15 protein-coding genes and 1 tRNA gene are annotated in these 16,444 nt (G+C 70.6%); 6 read left to right on the forward strand and 10 right to left on the reverse strand.

Translation table 11 applies throughout. The features are described from left to right. Nucleotides 1-105 precede the first annotated feature (105 nt). From galT to ABT171_RS25780, 4 genes are all read left to right on the forward strand, one after another. The gene (gene galT / locus ABT171_RS25765; protein WP_351247670.1) at nucleotides 106-1,167 is read left to right on the forward strand and encodes a galactose-1-phosphate uridylyltransferase; all 1,062 of its coding nucleotides are present in this window, start codon (nucleotides 106-108) and stop codon (nucleotides 1,165-1,167) included. After that, nucleotides 1,164-2,126, forward strand: a complete 963-nt coding sequence (galE, locus tag ABT171_RS25770) for a UDP-glucose 4-epimerase GalE (protein WP_351247672.1) — start codon at nucleotides 1,164-1,166, stop codon at nucleotides 2,124-2,126. Before galT ends, galE begins: the two co-directional genes overlap by 4 nt. Beyond that, the gene (galK, locus tag ABT171_RS25775; RefSeq protein ID WP_351247674.1) at nucleotides 2,126-3,280 is read left to right on the forward strand and encodes a galactokinase; all 1,155 of its coding nucleotides are present in this window, start codon (nucleotides 2,126-2,128) and stop codon (nucleotides 3,278-3,280) included. Before galE ends, galK begins: the two co-directional genes overlap by 1 nt. 385 nt (nucleotides 3,281-3,665) lie before the next feature. Continuing rightward, nucleotides 3,666-4,433, forward strand: a complete 768-nt coding sequence (locus tag ABT171_RS25780; protein ID WP_351247676.1) for a LuxR C-terminal-related transcriptional regulator — start codon at nucleotides 3,666-3,668, stop codon at nucleotides 4,431-4,433. Here the strand turns inward: ABT171_RS25780 and tamR are convergent. Beyond that, a complete protein-coding gene (gene tamR, locus ABT171_RS25785; protein WP_069780386.1) occupies nucleotides 4,392-4,889 on the reverse strand; it encodes a MarR family transcriptional regulator TamR in 498 nt (165 codons plus the stop codon). The two genes, ABT171_RS25780 and tamR, sit on opposite strands and share 42 nt — an antisense overlap. An 88-nt stretch (nucleotides 4,890-4,977) precedes the next feature. Between tamR and ABT171_RS25790 the strand changes: the two genes are divergently transcribed. Continuing rightward, nucleotides 4,978-5,790: a trans-aconitate 2-methyltransferase gene (locus ABT171_RS25790; protein WP_351247678.1), complete on the forward strand. Its 813-nt coding sequence runs from the start codon at nucleotides 4,978-4,980 to the stop codon at nucleotides 5,788-5,790. Nucleotides 5,791-5,991: 201 nt separating this feature from the next. Here ABT171_RS25790 and ABT171_RS25795 read toward each other — a convergent pair whose 3' ends face one another. Together ABT171_RS25795 and ABT171_RS25800 are read right to left on the reverse strand one after the other, a co-directional pair. Beyond that, nucleotides 5,992-6,669, reverse strand: a complete 678-nt coding sequence (locus tag ABT171_RS25795) for a TetR family transcriptional regulator (RefSeq protein ID WP_351247680.1) — start codon at nucleotides 6,667-6,669, stop codon at nucleotides 5,992-5,994. Beyond that, nucleotides 6,666-7,673, reverse strand: a complete 1,008-nt coding sequence (locus ABT171_RS25800) for an acyl-CoA desaturase (RefSeq protein WP_351247682.1) — start codon at nucleotides 7,671-7,673, stop codon at nucleotides 6,666-6,668. The genes ABT171_RS25795 and ABT171_RS25800 overlap by 4 nt, the downstream gene beginning before the upstream one ends. A gap of 302 nt (nucleotides 7,674-7,975) precedes the next feature. On the opposite strand from ABT171_RS25800, the gene ppc reads away from it, so the two are divergent. Next, nucleotides 7,976-10,708 (forward strand): phosphoenolpyruvate carboxylase, encoded by a 2,733-nt coding sequence (gene ppc, locus ABT171_RS25805; protein ID WP_351247684.1) that lies wholly within the window; start codon nucleotides 7,976-7,978, stop codon nucleotides 10,706-10,708. Between the two features lie 68 nt (nucleotides 10,709-10,776). Here the strand turns inward: ppc and ABT171_RS25810 are convergent, their stop codons facing one another. From ABT171_RS25810 to ABT171_RS25840, 7 genes are all read right to left on the reverse strand, one after another. Further along, complete coding sequence (locus ABT171_RS25810) at nucleotides 10,777-11,475, reverse strand: hypothetical protein (protein WP_351247686.1); 699 nt, start codon at nucleotides 11,473-11,475, stop codon at nucleotides 10,777-10,779. A gap of 136 nt (nucleotides 11,476-11,611) precedes the next feature. Continuing rightward, a complete protein-coding gene (locus tag ABT171_RS25815) occupies nucleotides 11,612-12,115 on the reverse strand; it encodes a hypothetical protein (RefSeq protein WP_351247688.1) in 504 nt (167 codons plus the stop codon). 52 nt (nucleotides 12,116-12,167) lie between these two features. Further along, a complete protein-coding gene (pth, locus tag ABT171_RS25820) occupies nucleotides 12,168-12,773 on the reverse strand; it encodes an aminoacyl-tRNA hydrolase (RefSeq protein ID WP_351247690.1) in 606 nt (201 codons plus the stop codon). A gap of 75 nt (nucleotides 12,774-12,848) precedes the next feature. Next, nucleotides 12,849-13,442, reverse strand: a complete 594-nt coding sequence (locus ABT171_RS25825; RefSeq protein WP_351247692.1) for a 50S ribosomal protein L25/general stress protein Ctc — start codon at nucleotides 13,440-13,442, stop codon at nucleotides 12,849-12,851. Between the two features lie 209 nt (nucleotides 13,443-13,651). Further along, on the reverse strand, nucleotides 13,652-14,632 hold the full coding sequence (locus tag ABT171_RS25830) for a ribose-phosphate diphosphokinase (RefSeq protein WP_351247694.1): 981 nt from the start codon (nucleotides 14,630-14,632) through the stop codon (nucleotides 13,652-13,654). Between the two features lie 154 nt (nucleotides 14,633-14,786). Continuing rightward, nucleotides 14,787-16,235 (reverse strand): bifunctional UDP-N-acetylglucosamine diphosphorylase/glucosamine-1-phosphate N-acetyltransferase GlmU, encoded by a 1,449-nt coding sequence (gene glmU, locus ABT171_RS25835; RefSeq protein WP_351247696.1) that lies wholly within the window; start codon nucleotides 16,233-16,235, stop codon nucleotides 14,787-14,789. A 134-nt stretch (nucleotides 16,236-16,369) separates the two neighbouring features. Then, nucleotides 16,370-16,440: transfer RNA gene (locus tag ABT171_RS25840), tRNA-Gln, on the reverse strand. Between the last annotated feature and the right edge of the window lie 4 nt (nucleotides 16,441-16,444).

The following is a 16,444-nucleotide window of genomic DNA, read 5'->3' on the forward strand; positions in this document are numbered from 1 at the left end:
GTTGATGTTCTTTGTTTGATTGTGATGAACTCCGCCGTGGTGAGTTGTGGTCTGTTATGTTTGATTGTGTTGGGTGATGGGTGCGGCACGTAGAGGAGTCCGGCGTTGAAGAAGACCTCGACACGGCTGGCCGACGGTCGTGAGCTGATCTACTACGACCTGCGGGACGACACCGTGCGCGACGCCGTCGACCGCCGGCCCCTGGACCGCACGGTCACCACCTCCGGGATCCGCCGCGACGTGCTGCTCGGCGACGCGGTCGCCGTCGCCTCCCACCGGCAGGGGCGCACCTACCATCCGCCGGCCGACGAGTGCCCCCTGTGCCCGACACGGGGCGGCCGGCTCAGCGAGATCCCGGACTCGTCGTACGACGTCGTCGTCTTCGAGAACCGGTTCCCCTCGCTGGCCGGCGACTCCGGCCGCTGCGAGGTCGTCTGCTTCACGTCCGACCACGACGCCTCCTTCGCGGACCTGAGCGCCGGGCAGGCGCGCCTGGTGCTGGACGCGTGGACGGACCGCACGTCCGAGCTGTCGCACCTGCCCGCCGTCGAGCAGGTCTTCTGTTTCGAGAACCGCGGTCCCGAGATCGGCGTGACCCTCGGCCACCCGCACGGGCAGATCTACGCCTACCCGTTCACCACCCCCCGCACCGCGCTGATGCTCCGCTCGCTCGCCGCGCACAAGGAGGCCACCGGCGGCGAGAACCTCTTCGACGCCGTACTGGAGCGGGAACGCGCCGACGAGCGGGTCGTCCTTGAGGGTGAACACTGGGTGGCGTTCGTGCCGTACGCGGCGCACTGGCCGTACGAGGTCCATCTCTACCCGAAGCGCCGCGTCCCGGACCTGCTCGCCCTGGACGAGGCGGCGCGCACGGAATTCCCCCAGGTCTATCTGGAACTCTTGAGGCGCTTCGACCGTATCTTCGGCGAGGGTGAGCCTCCGACGCCGTACGTCGCCGCCTGGCACCAGGCCCCGTTCGGCGCGCTGGAGGAGTTCGACGGTGTCACGCGGGACGACTTCGCGCTGCACCTTGAGCTTTTCACCGTCCGCCGCACTTCCGGCAAGCTGAAGTTTCTCGCGGGTTCCGAGTCCGGCATGAGCGTGTTCATCAACGACGTGCCGCCGGAACGCGCGGCCGAGCGACTGCGAGAGGTAGCGAGTTCATGAAGTACCTGGTGACGGGTGGTGCGGGTTACGTCGGCAGTGTGGTCGCCCAGCACCTGCTGGAGGCCGGCCACGAGGTCACGGTCCTCGACAACCTCTCGACGGGCTTCCGCGAGGGCGTGCCCGCGGGCGCCGCCTTCATCGAGGGCGACATCCGCGACGCCGCCAAGTGGCTCGACCCCTCCTACGGGGGTGTGCTGCACTTCGCCGCGTCCTCGCAGGTCGGCGAGTCGGTGGTGAAGCCGGAGAAGTACTGGGACAACAACGTCGCCGGCTCCATGGCGCTGCTCGGCGCGATGCGCGAGGCGAACGTCCGCACGCTGGTCTTCTCCTCCACGGCGGCCACGTACGGCGAGCCGGAGCAGGTCCCGATCGTGGAGAGCGCCCCCACGAAGCCGACCAACCCCTACGGCGCCTCCAAGCTGGCCGTCGACCACATGATCACCAGCGAGGCCGGCGCCCACGGCCTGGCGGCGGTCTCCCTGCGCTACTTCAACGTGGCGGGCGCCTACGGCGCCTACGGCGAGCGCCACGACCCCGAGTCGCACCTCATCCCCCTGGTCCTCCAGGTCGCCCAGGGCCGCCGCGACGCGATCTCCGTCTACGGCGACGATTACCCGACCCCGGACGGCACCTGCGTGCGCGACTACATCCACGTCGCCGACCTGGCCGAGGCCCACCTGCTGGCCCTGGCGGCCGCACGGCCGGGCGAGCACCTGATCTGCAACCTCGGCAACGGCAACGGGTTCTCCGTCCGCCAGGTCATCGAGACCGTCCGCCAGGTCACCGGCCACCCGATCCCCGAGATCACCGCCCCGCGCCGGGGCGGCGACCCCGCGGTCCTGGTCGCCTCGGCGGACACCGCCCGCGAGAAACTGGGCTGGAACCCGACCCGCGCGGATCTCGCGGGCATCGTCGCGGACGCGTGGCAGTTCGCGCAGAGCATCACAAGGGAGCACTAGTGGGGGCACAGCAGGTCCGGGAGCGTTTCGCCGAGCTGTACGGCGCGGAGCCGGAGGGCGTCTGGGCGGCGCCGGGCAGGGTCAACCTGATCGGTGAGCACACCGACTACAACGACGGCTTCGTGATGCCCTTCGCCCTGCCGCACCAGGCGACAGCGGCCGTCTCCCGCCGCACCGACGGCGTCCTGCGCCTGCACTCGGCGGACGTCGGCGGCGGGATCGCCGAGCTGTCCCCGGACGCGCTCGCACCGCAGGGCGACGACGGCTGGACGGCGTACCCGGCGGGCGTGGTCTGGGCACTGCGCCAGGCCGGCCACGAGGTCACCGGCGCGGACATCCACCTGGCCTCGACCGTGCCGGCCGGCGCGGGCCTGTCCTCCTCCGCCGCCCTGGAGGTCGTGATCGCGCTGGCCCTGAACGACCTGTACGGACTCGGCCTCGCGCGCTGGCAGCTGGCCCGCCTGTGCCAGCGCGCCGAGAACGTCTACGTCGGCGCGCCGACCGGCATCATGGACCAGACGGCGTCGGCCTGCTGCCAGGCCGGGCACGCCCTGTTCCTGGACACCCGCGACCTGTCCCAGCAGCAGATCCCCTTCGACCTGGCGGCCGAGGGCCTGCGCCTGCTCGTCGTGGACACCCGGGTCAAGCACGCCCACAGCGGCGGCGAGTACGGCAAGCGCCGCGCGGGCTGCGAGAAGGGCGCGGCCCTGCTCGGCGTCGACGCCCTGCGGGACATCCCGTACGCCCAGCTGGACGCGGCGCTGGCCCGGCTCGGCGACGAGGAGGAGACCGTCCGCCTGGTCCGGCACGTGGTCACGGAGGACCAGCGGGTCGAGCGGGTGGTGGAACTCCTCCGCGCGGGCGAGACCCGGGCGATCGGCCCCGTCCTCACCGAGGGCCATGCCTCGCTGCGCGACGACTTCCGCATCTCCTGCCCCGAGCTGGACCTGGTGGTGGACACGGCCCTGTCCGCCGGCGCGCTCGGCGCCCGGATGACCGGCGGCGGCTTCGGCGGCTCGGCGATCGTCCTGGCGGAGGCGGCCGACGTCGGCACCCTCACGAAGACGACCGAGGAGGCCTTCGCGGCGGCGGGCTTCACGGCCCCGCGGGTCTTCGAGGCGGTGCCGTCGGCGGGGGCGCGGCGGCTGAACTGACACCCGCCGTCCCGGCGGGCGGTTACGGCAGGCCTTTGCCGCATTCCTCCCCCACGGGGAACATGCGGCACGCGAATCACGCATCCGACGGCCAGTTCTGCAAATCCGCTTCCGCAGCGTGCTCCCTTCCGTACTCTGTGAAACAGCACCGGTGGGGGCCGGTGCTGTTTCAGGGGGCGAGACAGGCGGGTACGGCACCCGCGGTGGGGTAGCAGTTTCCGCGACGGCGGCGGCCGCGCGGCGCGCGTCCTTGCCGTGGGGTGTCGTACCCGCGGGTCGTCGTTCTCCGGGCCGTTCCGGTCCTCGCGGACCGGCTGATGGCGGCCGGCCCTTTCCGGACCTTGGTTGTCCCCTGCTCCACGCGGAGCCTGGGGAAGGGGGTTTCGTGGTTCGCATCCGAGTCCTGGTCGTGGACGACCACCGCATCTTCGCCGAGTCGCTCGCCGCCGCGCTGGCCGCCGAGCCCGACGTCGACGTCTTCGCCGCCGGCAGCGGCCCCGCCGCGCTGCGCTGCCTGGACCGGGCGGCCGGCGAGGGCCGCCGCTACGACGTCCTCCTGGTCGACGCCGACCTCGGCGGCCATGTGCCCGGCAGCCGTCCGGCCGTGCCCGTGCAGGACGGCGACGAGGAGGGGCTGGTCGACGGCATCTCGCTGGTCGCGGGCGTGCGCGCGGCCCAGCCCGCGGTGCGGATCGTGGTGCTCGCCGAGAAGGACGATCCCCGGCGGGCGGCCCTCGCGCTGCAGGCCGGGGCCTCGGGCTGGGTCGCCAAGGACTGCTCGCTGTCCCGGCTGCTGACGGTGATCCGCGGCGTGCTGCGCGACGAGACCCATCTGCCGCCCGCCCTGCTCACGGGCGTCCTGCGCGAACTCACCGCCGCCCGCCGGCACCGCACCGAGAGCGAGCGGCTGGTGGAGTCCCTCACCCCGCGGGAGCGGGAGGTGCTCCGCTGCATGGTTGCGGGGCTGGGCAGGAAGGCCGTCGCCGAGCGGCTGTTCCTCTCCCCGCACACCGTGCGCACCCATATGCAGAACGTCCTCGGCAAGCTGGGTGTCCACTCGACGCTGGCGGCCGTGGCACTGGCCCGCCGCGCCGGTGTCGGACCGGCCGACCTAACCGGGGATGTTGTCGAACGGGGCGGTCAGCTGGCGTAGCAGACCGGCCAGCTCCGCCCGCTGGGCGCGGGACAGCTCGGCGAGGATCGCCCGCTCCTGCTCCAGCAGGCCCGCGAGCGCCTGGTCCGCGCGGTCCCGGCCGGTGTCGGTCAGCCGGACCAGCACACCGCGCCGGTCGCTCGGGTCGGGCAGCCGTTCCACCAGGCCCTTCTTGGCCAGCCGGTCGATGCGGTTGGTCATCGTGCCCGAGGTGACCAGGGTCTGGGTGAGCAGCTGGCCGGGGGAGAGCTGGTACGGCGTGCCCGCGCGCCTCAGCGCGGTCAGCACATCGAACTCCCAGGGCTCCAGCTGGTGCTCGGCGAAGGCGAGCCGGCGCGCACGGTCCAGATGCCGGGCGAGTCGGCTCACCCGGCTGAGCACTTCCAGCGGCTCCACGTCGAGGTCCGGACGCTCCCGGCGCCACGCTGCGACCAGCCGATCGACCTCGTCCTCCATGGAGATCAGTGTAGTGGTTGTGTCGACATGAAGTCTCTTGATGTCGAGTCTCTTGACATCGAGAGACATGGGCGGGGAGAGTGAAGCCATGACGCACCCCATCTGGGACCCCGGTCAGTACCTGCGGCACGCCGGTCACCGGGCCCGCCCCTTCACCGACCTCCTCGCCCGGATCCCCGACCCGCCCGCCGGGCGGCCCCGCATCGCCGACCTCGGCTGCGGACCGGGCAATGTCACCGCCCTGCTGACCGAACGCTGGCCCACCGCCCACGTCACCGGCTACGACAACTCCCCCGAGATGCTCGATACCGCCCACACCGCGCACGAGGGCCCCACCGCGGGCGGCGGCCGGCTGGACTTCGCCCACGCCGACGTCCGTACCTGGACGCCCGGGGAGCCGTACGACCTGATCGTCTCCAACGCCACCCTCCACTGGGTGCCCGCGCACACCGAGCGCTTCCCCGACTGGATCGCCGGCCTGCGTCCCGGCGGCACCTTCGCCTTCCAGGTGCCCGACAACATCGACGCCCCGCTGCACGCCCTGATGCGCGAACTCGCCGGCAGCCCCCGCTGGAAGTCCCGCCTCGCCGACGTGCTGCGCCCCACCGGCTCCGTGCACACCCCCGACGTCTATCTGGACCGCCTCGCCCGCCTCGGCTGCGCGACCGACGTGTGGCAGACGACGTACTTCCACGTCCTCGCCGGTGCGGACCCGGTCCTGGACTGGGTGAAGGGAACCGGACTGCGGCCCGCCCTGACCGCGCTCGCCGACGATCCCGAGGCGCGGGACGCGTTCCTCGCCGAGTACCGCGATCTGCTGCGGCAGGCCTACCCCGGCGCGCCGTACGGCACCGTCCTGCCCTTCCGCCGCCTGTTCGCCGTCGCCGTGAAGGAGACCTGAGTTCCTGGAACCGTGAACCGTTCGCGGCCCCTCGTCCGGGGGTGACGGGCATGGGCGGGGAGCGGCGCCGCGGCGGCGTGGCGCGGGAGACCCTCCTCGCGGTGTGGCACGGCCCGGGCGCGGCACGGCCCGGGCGCGGGCACGGCCGTGGCCCGGTGCCGGGAACCGGGACCCCGGCCCTGACGCCGCCCGGGCGCGCGTTCAGCTCTTCCGGTGGCCTATCAGGCGGGGCTTCGGCTCCAGCCCGTCCAGCCCGTGCCACGCCAGGTTCACCAGATGCGCCGCGACCTCCGCCTTCTTCGGGCGGCGCACGTCCAGCCACCACTGGCCGGTCAGGGCGACCATGCCGACCAGCGCCTGCGCGTACAGGGGGGCCAGCTTCGGGTCGAAGCCCCGGGACTTGAACTCGCGGCCCAGGATGTCCTCCACCTGTGTGGCGATGTCCGAGATCAGCGAGGCGAAGGAACCCGTGGACTGGGGGATGGGGGAGTCGCGGACCAGGATGCGGAAGCCGTCCGTGTACTCCTCGATGTAGTCCAGCAGCGCGAACGCCGCCTGCTCGCACAGCTCGCGCGGATGCCCGGCCGTCAGCGAGCTGGTCACCATGTCCAGCAGACGCCGCATCTCGCGGTCGACCACCACCGCGTACAGCCCCTCCTTGCCGCCGAAGTGCTCGTACACCACCGGCTTGGACACCCCGGCCTTCGCCGCGATCTCCTCCACCGAGGTGCCCTCGAAACCTTTCGCCGCGAAGAGGGTCCGACCGATCTCCAGCAGCTGCTGGCGGCGCTCGGCACCGGTCATACGGGTCCGGCGGGCCCGCCTGGGCTTGTCGTTGCTGGAGGTGCTGCTGGAGTCGGTCGCCACGGCGTCAATCATGCCGCCTTCGCGGTCTCCTCCCGGCGCCGGGAGCCGTCCTGGCCGGTGTTCCGGCGCGAATCGATACGCGAGCGTGACGGCCAGCGCACGTCGTACGCCCAGCCGAGCAGCTCGAAGATGCGGATGATCCGGGCCGAGGAGTCGATCTGGCCGCGCATCACACCGTGCCGCGCCGAGGTCGGGTCGGCGTGGTGCAGGTTGTGCCAGGACTCACCGCACGACAGCACGGCCAGCCACCACACGTTGCCCGAGCGGTCCCGCGACTTGAACGGCCGCTTGCCCACCGCGTGGCAGATCGAGTTGATCGACCAGGTCACATGGTGCAGCAAAGCCACTCGTACGAGTGAACCCCAGAAGAACCCGGTGAACGCGCCCCACCAGGACATCGTCGCCAGACCGCCGATCAGCGGCGGCAACCCCAGGGACAGGGCCGTCCACAGCACGAACTGGCGGGAGATCGCACGGATCGCCGGGTCCTTGATCAGGTCCGGCGCGTACTTGTCCTGCGGAGTCTGCTCCTCATCGAACATCCACGCGATGTGCGCCCACCACAGGCCCTTCATCAAGGCCGGGACCGTCTCCCCGAACCGCCACGGAGAGTGCGGATCGCCCTCCGCGTCGGAGAACTTGTGGTGCTTGCGGTGATCGGCCACCCAGCGCACCAGCGGACCCTCGACCGCCAGCGAACCCATGATCGCCAGCGCGATCCGCAGCGGCCGCCTGGCCTTGAACGAACCATGGGTGAAGTACCGGTGGAAACCGATCGTGATGCCGTGGCACCCCAGGAAGTAGAAGAACACCAGCAGGCCCACGTCGAGCCAGCTCACCCCCCAGCCCCAGGCCAGCGGCACAGCCGCCACGAGTGCCAGGAACGGCACGGTGATGAACAAAAGCAGCGTGATCTGCTCGATCGAACGCTTCTGCTCGCCACCCAGCGTGGCGGACGGGGGAGGAGTGTCGTCGGCCTTACGGGCTTCTTCGATCACATCGGAACTTGAGGTCATGCGCGTCCCCTGTGGGGTCGAGAGTCGAGACAGATGCCGGGCCGCCGGGACCGGACGGGACTCGACGGTACTTCCCTACGGTTCCGTAACCTACGGCTTCGTAAGTATGGCAGCGTGTCGTGCGGCGGCAAGAGCCCCACGGCCTGCGCGTCTCCATCGACACCTATCCTTGGAATCGGTCGGACAGCGCGGTCCGCTGAAGTTTCCTTCCCGGACGCTCCGGCCCCCATGCGGCGCACGCCGCCCGGCAGCCGGCCGGGTTCCCTCCCAGACGAGCTTCAACACTGCAAGGAGCCGCACCTGTGAGCAGTGCCGACGACCAGACCACCACGACCAGCAGCGAGCTGCGAGCCGACATCCGCCGGCTGGGTGATCTCCTGGGCGAGACCCTCGTCCGGCAGGAGGGCCCCGAGCTGCTCGACCTGGTCGAGAAGGTCCGCCGCCTCACCCGCGAGGACGGCGAGGCCGCCGCCGAGCTGCTGCGCGGCATCGAACTGGAGACCGCGGCCAAGCTGGTACGCGCCTTCTCCACCTACTTCCACCTCGCCAACGTCACCGAACAGGTGCACCGCGGCCGTGAACTGCGCGCCCGGCGCGCCGCCGAGGGCGGCCTGCTGGCCCGCACCGCCGACCGCCTGAAGGACGCCGACCCCGAGCACCTGAAGCAGACCGTCCAGAATCTGAACGTCCGCCCGGTGTTCACCGCACACCCCACCGAGGCCGCGCGCCGCTCGGTGCTGAACAAGCTCCGGCGCATCGCCGCGCTCCTGGACACCCCCGTCCAGGGCTCCGACCGCCGCCGCCACGACGTCCGCCTCGCCGAGAACATCGACCTGGTGTGGCAGACCGACGAGCTGCGCGTCGTCCGCCCCGAGCCCGCCGACGAGGCCCGCAACGCCATCTACTACCTCGACGAGCTGCACGCGAACGCCGTCGGCGACGTCCTGGAGGACCTGACGGCGGAACTGGAGCGGGTCGGCGTCAGACTCCCCGACGACACCCGCCCGCTCACCTTCGGCACCTGGATCGGCGGCGACCGCGACGGCAACCCCAACGTCACCCCCCAGGTCACCTGGGACGTCCTCATCCTCCAGCACGAACACGGCATCAACGACGCCCTGGAGATGATCGACGAACTGCGCGGACTGCTCTCCAACTCCATCCGCTACACCGGCGCCACCGAAGAGCTCCTGCAGTCCCTGAGGACCGACCTCGACCTGCTCCCCGAGATCAGCCCCCGCTACAAGCGCCTCAACGCCGAGGAGCCCTACCGGCTCAAGGCCACCTGCATCCGGCAGAAGCTGGAGAACACCAAGCAGCGCCTCGCCAAGGGCACCCCGCACGAGGACGGCCGCGACTACCTCGGCACCGGCGAACTCCTGAAGGACCTGCGGATCATCCAGGCCTCCCTGCGCGAACACCGCGGCGGCCTCCTCGCCGACGGCCGCCTGGCCCGCACCATCCGCACCCTGGCCGCCTTCGGCCTCCAGCTCGCCACCATGGACGTACGCGAGCACGCCGACGCCCACCACCACGCCCTCGGCCAGCTCTTCGACCGCCTCGGCGAGGAGTCCTGGCGCTACGCCGACATGCCCCGCGAGTACCGCGCCAAGCTCCTCGCCAAGGAGCTCCGCTCCCGCCGGCCCCTCGCCCCGACCCCCGCGCCCGTCGACGCGGCCGGGCAGAAGACCCTCGGCGTCTTCGAGACCGTCAAGAAGGCCCTGGAGGTCTTCGGCCCCGAGGTCGTCGAGTCCTACATCATCTCCATGTGCCAGGGCGCCGACGACGTCTTCGCCGCCGCCGTCCTCGCCCGCGAGGCCGGCCTGATCGACCTGCACGCCGGCTGGGCGAAGATCGGCATCGTGCCCCTGCTGGAGACCACCGACGAGCTCAAGGCCGCCGACACCATCCTGGAGGACATGCTCTCCGACCCCTCCTACCGCCGCCTGGTCGCGCTGCGCGGCGACGTCCAGGAGGTCATGCTCGGCTACTCCGACTCCTCCAAGTTCGGCGGCATCACCACCAGCCAGTGGGAGATCCACCGCGCCCAGCGCCGGCTGCGCGACGTCGCCCACCGCTACGGCGTACGCCTGCGCCTCTTCCACGGCCGCGGCGGCACCGTCGGCCGCGGCGGCGGCCCCTCCCACGACGCCATCCTCGCCCAGCCCTGGGGCACCCTGGAGGGCGAGATCAAGGTCACCGAACAGGGCGAGGTCATCTCCGACAAGTACCTCATCCCGTCCCTGGCCAGGGAGAACCTGGAACTGACCGTCGCGGCCACCCTGCAGGCCTCCGCCCTGCACACCGCCCCCCGCCAGTCCGACGAGGCCCTGGCCCGCTGGGACGCGGCGATGGACGTCGTCTCCGACGCCGCCCACGCCGCCTACCGGCGCTTCGTCGAGGATCCGGACCTGCCGACGTACTTCCTCGCGTCGACGCCGGTGGACCAGCTCGCCGACCTGCACCTGGGCTCCCGGCCCTCCCGCCGCCCCGGCTCCGGCGTTTCGCTCGACGGCCTGCGGGCCATCCCGTGGGTGTTCGGCTGGACCCAGTCCCGGCAGATCGTCCCCGGCTGGTTCGGCGTCGGCTCCGGCCTCAAGGCACTGCGCGAGGCCGGGCTGGACACCGTCCTCGACGAGATGCACCAGCAGTGGCACTTCTTCCGCAACTTCATCTCCAACGTCGAGATGACCCTCGCGAAGACGGACCTGCGCATCGCCCAGCACTACGTCGACACCCTCGTCCCCGACGAGCTCAAGCACGTCTTCGACACCATCCGGGCCGAACACGAGCTGACCGTCCGCGAGGTGCTGCGCGTCACGGGAGAGCAGGAACTGCTGGACGCCCAGCCCGTCCTGAAGCAGACCTTCGCCATCCGCGACGCCTACCTGGACCCGATCTCCTACCTCCAGGTCACCCTGCTCAGGCGCCAGCGCGACGCGGCAGCCGCGGGCACCGACCCCGACCCGCTGCTCTCCCGCGCCCTGCTCCTCACCGTCAACGGCGTGGCGGCCGGCCTGCGCAACACCGGCTGACGGCCACACCACACAAGGGTGCCCCCGAGGTCGTACGACCCCGGGGGCACCCCTGCGTCACGGAGCCCTCAGCCCCGCTGCACCCTCCGGCGCCAGGCCACCAGGCAGCCGCCCACACCGACCAGCGCCGCGGCACCGGCCGACAGCAGACCCACCGGAGCGCCGTTACCGGTCTCGGCGAGACCGCCACCGGCACCCCGGGCGGACGGCGAGGAGGACGGAGCCGCGGCGGCGGGCGATCCCGGCGCCGGCGCACTCGGGGCCGTACCGGACGACGAAGACGACGAAGAGGACGGCGACGGAGAGGAAGGCGACGACGGCGACGCCGGGCGCGACGGCTTCCCGCCACCGCCCGCCGCACCCTTGCAGTCCGTCCAGAACACCTTGTGCTTGGCCGCGCCCTTCTCGCCCTCGAAGTTCCAGAACAGCTTGTAGTGCCCGTCCGGCAGCGACAGGTCGCCCGTACGGCCGTGGCCGTCCGCGCCCAGCGCGATCGCACCGGTCCTCACGGTCGCGCCCTTCACGGCGGCCGTCGGCGCCCAGGCCTCGATGTGCCAGTCGACCCTCCGGCCACCGTCGAACCCGAAGGCGTCCAGATAGAACGTGCACACGTGCGGCTCGTTGCGGCGCAGCTCCGCGCCGGTCCGGGCATCGTGGATCTTGACGGTGCCATGGTCACCGGGGGCACTTGCATGGGCGGCCGGGGCGCACACGAGCGCCGCCGTGACACCGGCGCTCAGCGCGCCGGCGCGAATGAGGGTACGCATGGGGCAGATCCATCTTCGAGTGGTGAACGGGGAAGATGTGGAGGGGGCGGTTCACCTTCCGGCCACGCCTGACCGCCGGTCAAGCACGAACCGGCAACGAACAGACCCCCCACAGACGTGAAGAACGCCCCAGCCCTCAGAGAGTCACGAAAGCAGCCGTCAGCAGCGCGATCCCCGCCCCCGCCAGCACCCACCCGGCCCGGGTCAGCCGCATCCCGCCCGCCACCACCACCGACGCCAGCAGCAACGCCCCGCCGAACGGCACCCACGCGTACAGGATCCCCGCCGGACCCGAACGCACCGCGTCCGCCGAACCCGGCTTCAGGACCACGTCGTACGTCCGCCCCTCGCGCACCGCCACCGACTGCCCGAGCTCCACACGCGCGCGTGCCCGCGCCCCCTGCGACGTCGGCGTGAAAGGCCCCGTACACACGCCCCCCGCACACCGGGTCACCCGCACCGTGCCGGACTCCCGCCCCTTCGTCAGCAGCACGTGCTGCGCGGTCCCCCAGGAACCCCACACCCCGCAGAAGAGGATCAGCGCGGCGAGCGCGCCCATCGCCGCGACCCGCCCGAACCGCAGCGCGGTCACGGAGGCCTGGCGAGCGGTGGTGGCAGTGGCGGGCATGGCCGGGATCATTGGCCATCCCCCTGCGGCCGGTCAACCCGCCGGGGAGGCAAAGCCGTACAAGTCAGGAGTTGTACGCGCTCTGCGCCCGCTCCAGACCCTCCGTCACCAGACACTCCACCGCGTCCGCCGCACGGTCCACGAAGTAGTCCAGCTCCTTGCGCTCCGCCGACGAGAAGTCCTTCAGCACGAAGTCCGCCACCTGCATACGACCCGGCGGACGCCCGATCCCGAACCGCAGCCGGTGATAGTCCGGCCCCATCGCCTTCGTCATCGACTTCAGACCGTTGTGCCCGTTGTCCCCGCCGCCCAGCTTCAGCCGCAGCACCCCGTAGTCGATGTCCAGCTCGTCGTGCACCGCCACCACGTTCGCCACGGGCACCTTGTAGAAGTCCTTCAACGCGTTCACCGGACCACCCGACAGGTTCATGTACGACGCCGGCTTCGCCAGGACCACCCGCCGGCTCGCCGGCCCCGCCGGACCGAGCCGCCCCTCCAGCACCTGCGCCTGCGCCTTGCCCGCCCGCTTGAACTTCCCCCCGATCCGCTCCGCGAGCAGGTCCACCACCATGAACCCGACGTTGTGCCGGTTCATGGCGTACTCCGGCCCGGGATTCCCGAGCCCGACGATCAGCCAGGGATCAGTACTGGCGGGGGTGGTCACGTCCATCTCTCCTTGATACGCGCCAGCCGCTGCTCCCGGCGAGGGAAGCAGCGGCTGAACAGTTGACGGCGACGGCGAGGATCAGGCCTCGGCCGCCTCCTCGCCCTCGGCGGCCTCACCCTCGGTCTCCTCGGCCTGCGCGGCCAGGACCTGAAGGACGACCGCGTCCTCCTCGACGGCCAGCGTGGTGCCGCTCGGCAGCGCGATGTCCTTCGCCAGGACGGAGGCACCGGCCTCCAGGCCCTCGACGGAGACCGTGACGGCCTCGGGGATGTGCGTCGCCTCGGCCTCGACCGGCAGCGCGTTCAGGACGTGCTCCAGCAGGTTGCCACCCGGGGCCAGCTCGCCCTCGGTGTGCACCGGGATCTCGACCGTGACCTTCTCGCCGCGCTTGACCAGCAGCAGGTCGACGTGCTCCAGGAAGCCCTTCAGCGGGTCACGCTGCACGGCCTTCGGGATCGCCAGCTCGTTGGCCTTGCCGTCGATGTCCAGGGAGATCAGGACGTTCGGCGTACGCAGCGCCAGCAGCAGGTCGTGACCCGGCAGGGTCAGGTGCACCGGCTCGGTGCCGTGGCCGTACAGAACGACCGGCACCTTGTTGTCACGGCGGATGCGACGGGCGGCACCCTTGCCGAACTCGGTACGGGTCTCGGCGGTGAGCTTCACCTCGGACATGTGGATCACTCCTCGTAGGAACTCGGAACGGACGTGGTCACCCGGCCACGAACGGCCTGCTACGAAGAGCGCGTCGATAACGGACCACCGGCCCCGTCCCGCAGAACGAGTACGGCCTCCCTCGCCGAGCAACTGCAGCAGTCTACTCGGAGGGGAGGCCGCACCCAAAAGGATCTTCGGTTACCTCACGGAGCGGGGTTGCAGAAACCTCACTGCTCGTCGAAGAGGCTGGTCACCGACCCGTCCTCGAACACCTCACGCACCGCGCTCGCAATCGTCGGAGCGATCGACAGCACCGTGATCTTGTCCAGATCCCGGCCCAGCTCCGCCGGCGTCGGCAGCGTGTTCGTGAACACGAACTCACTCACCCGCGAGTTCTTCAGCCGGTCCGCCGCCGGACCCGACAGCACACCGTGCGTCGCCGTCACGATGACGTCCTCCGCACCATGCGCGAACAGCGCGTCGGCAGCCGCACAGATGGTCCCACCCGTGTCGATCATGTCGTCGACGAGCACACACACCCGGCCCTTGACCTCACCCACGACCTCGTGGACGGTCACCTGGTTCGCCACGTCCTTGTCACGCCGCTTGTGCACGATCGCCAGCGGCGCACCGAGCCGGTCACACCACCGGTCCGCCACCCGCACACGACCCGCGTCCGGCGACACCACCGTCAGCTTGTTCCGGTCCACCTTGTCGCCCACGTAATCGGCGAGCAGCGGCAGCGCGAACAGGTGATCCACCGGCCCGTCGAAGAAGCCCTGGATCTGGTCCGTGTGCAGATCCACGGTCAGGATCCGGTCCGCACCCGCCGTCTTCATCAGGTCGGCGATCAGACGCGCCGAAATCGGTTCACGACCCCGGTGCTTCTTGTCCTGCCGCGCGTAACCGTAGAACGGCACGATCACCGTGATGGAACGGGCCGACGCACGCTTCAGCGCGTCGATCATGATCAGCTGCTCCATGATCCACTGATTGATCGGAGCCGTGTGGCTCTGGATCACGAAGCAGTCCGCACCACGCGCCGACTCCTGGTAGCGGACGTAGATCTCACCGTTCGCGAAGTCGAAGGCCTTCGTCGGGACGACCCCGACACCCAGCTGCTGGGCGACCTCCTCGGCAAGCTCGGGGTGGGCGCGGCCGGAGAAGAACATCAACTTCTTCTCGCCGGTCGTCTTGATCCCGGTCACAGCACAGTCTCCTCAGAGGTTGTCTCAGCCAGCCGGCTGCTCGTACGACCTCCCGTCTGGGCATGAGAGGCCGAACCAGCTGGTAGGGGTGCGGGTGCACGTGTGCGGATGTGCACTTATCACGGTACGCCGACTTTGGCGCACACGATTCCGGTCAGTCCTCGTTCTCGCCCCTCCGGGACGCCGCCTCGGCCGCCTTCGCCGCCGCGCTCCCCGGACGCTTCCGAGCCACCCAACCCTCGATATTCCGCTGCTGACCGCGGGCCACGGCCAGCGAACCGGGCGGCACATCCTTCGTGATCACGGACCCGGCGGCCGTGTAGGCACCGTCCCCGACCGTGACAGGAGCCACAAACATGTTGTCCGAACCCGTCTTGCAATGCGACCCGACAGTCGTGTGGTGCTTGCTCTCACCGTCGTAGTTCACAAACACACTCGCCGCGCCGATGTTCGTGTACTCACCGATCGTCGCATCACCGACATACGACAGATGCGGCACCTTCGTGCCCTCACCGATCCGGGCGTTCTTCGTCTCGACGTAGGTCCCGATCTTGCCCTTCGTCCCGAGCCGCGTACCGGGCCGCAGATACGCGTACGGCCCCACACTCGCCTCCGGACCCACGACGGCCCCGTCCGCCACCGTGTTGTCCACCCGCGCCCCCGCACCGACCCTCGTGTCCTTCAGCCGGCTGTTCGGACCCACCTCGGCACCCTCACCCAGATGCGTGGCCCCGATCAGCTGCGTGCCCGGATGGACAACGGCATCCCGCTCGAAGGACACGGTCACATCGACCCAGGTGGAAGCAGGATCGACGACGGTGACCCCGTCCAGCATCGCGGCGGTCAGCAGCCGGTCGTTCAGGATCCGGCGCGCCTCGGCCAGCTGCACCCGGTTGTTGATCCCGGCGATCTCCCGGTGATCGGCCGCCACCGAGGCACCCACGCGATGCCCGGCCGCGCGCAGGATGCCCAGCACATCGGTCAGGTACTCCTCACCCTGGCTGTTGTCCGTCCGCACCTTCCTCAGCGCGTCCGCCAGCAACTGCCCGTCGAACGCGAACACCCCGCTGTTGATCTCCCGGATCGACCGCTGGGCGTCGGTGGCGTCCTTGTGCTCCACGATCGCCGTCACGGCACCGGTCGCCTCGTCCCGCACGATCCGGCCGTACCCGGTCGCATCCGGCACCTCCGCCGTCAGCACGGTCACCGCGTTGCCGTCCCTGTGGTGGGTGCCGGCGAGCTGCTTGAGGGTGCCGGCGGTCAGGAGGGGCGTGTCCCCGCAGACGACCACGACGGTCCCGTCGACAGCCCCGCCCAGCTCCTCCAGACCCATGCGCACGGCATGCCCGGTCCCGTTCTGCTCCGCCTGTACGGCGGTCCGGGTGGCCGGGTCGATCTCGTTCAGGTGCGCGGTGACCTGCTCACGGGCGTGCCCCACGACGACCACGAGATGCCGCGGGTCCAACTCACGGGCGGCGGCCAGCACATGGCCCACGAGGGAACGGCCGCAGATCTCGTGCAGGACCTTCGGTGTGGCCGACTTCATACGGGTGCCCTCACCCGCTGCGAGAACGACGACGGCTGCCGGGCGAATGGCGCTCACGGGGTTGCCCTTCGGCTGTGGGTGAGTGGGGATACAGCCGCAGGATACCGGGGTGTTTCTTGGGGGAGATGAGAGCGGGCCCTGACGGGGCTTTCGCCGGTCAGGACCCGAACCTGGGTTTTGTGTGCTGTGGGCTCCCGGAGAAGGATTCGAACCCTCATTCAACGGACCAAAACCGTTTGTCCTACCCTTAGACGATCCGGGATGGA

Source organism: Streptomyces sp. NPDC001851, assembly GCF_040297165.1.
Lineage (GTDB): Bacteria > Actinomycetota > Actinomycetes > Streptomycetales > Streptomycetaceae > Streptomyces.

Excerpts from the sequence above, each read along its gene's own strand:
- galE (WP_351247672.1), top strand. The coding sequence starts at position 1,164 with ATGAAGTACCTGGTGACGGGTGGTGCGGGTTACGTCGGCAGTGTGGTC.
- tamR (WP_069780386.1), bottom strand. The coding sequence starts at position 4,889 with ATGGAGGACGAGGTCGATCGGCTGGTCGCAGCGTGGCGCCGGGAGCGT.
- ABT171_RS25790 (WP_351247678.1), top strand. The coding sequence starts at position 4,978 with ATGACGCACCCCATCTGGGACCCCGGTCAGTACCTGCGGCACGCCGGT.
- ABT171_RS25795 (WP_351247680.1), bottom strand. The coding sequence starts at position 6,669 with ATGATTGACGCCGTGGCGACCGACTCCAGCAGCACCTCCAGCAACGAC.
- ABT171_RS25800 (WP_351247682.1), bottom strand. The coding sequence starts at position 7,673 with ATGACCTCAAGTTCCGATGTGATCGAAGAAGCCCGTAAGGCCGACGAC.
- ABT171_RS25810 (WP_351247686.1), bottom strand. The coding sequence starts at position 11,475 with ATGCGTACCCTCATTCGCGCCGGCGCGCTGAGCGCCGGTGTCACGGCG.
- ABT171_RS25815 (WP_351247688.1), bottom strand. The coding sequence starts at position 12,115 with ATGATCCCGGCCATGCCCGCCACTGCCACCACCGCTCGCCAGGCCTCC.
- pth (WP_351247690.1), bottom strand. The coding sequence starts at position 12,773 with ATGGACGTGACCACCCCCGCCAGTACTGATCCCTGGCTGATCGTCGGG.
- ABT171_RS25825 (WP_351247692.1), bottom strand. The coding sequence starts at position 13,442 with ATGTCCGAGGTGAAGCTCACCGCCGAGACCCGTACCGAGTTCGGCAAG.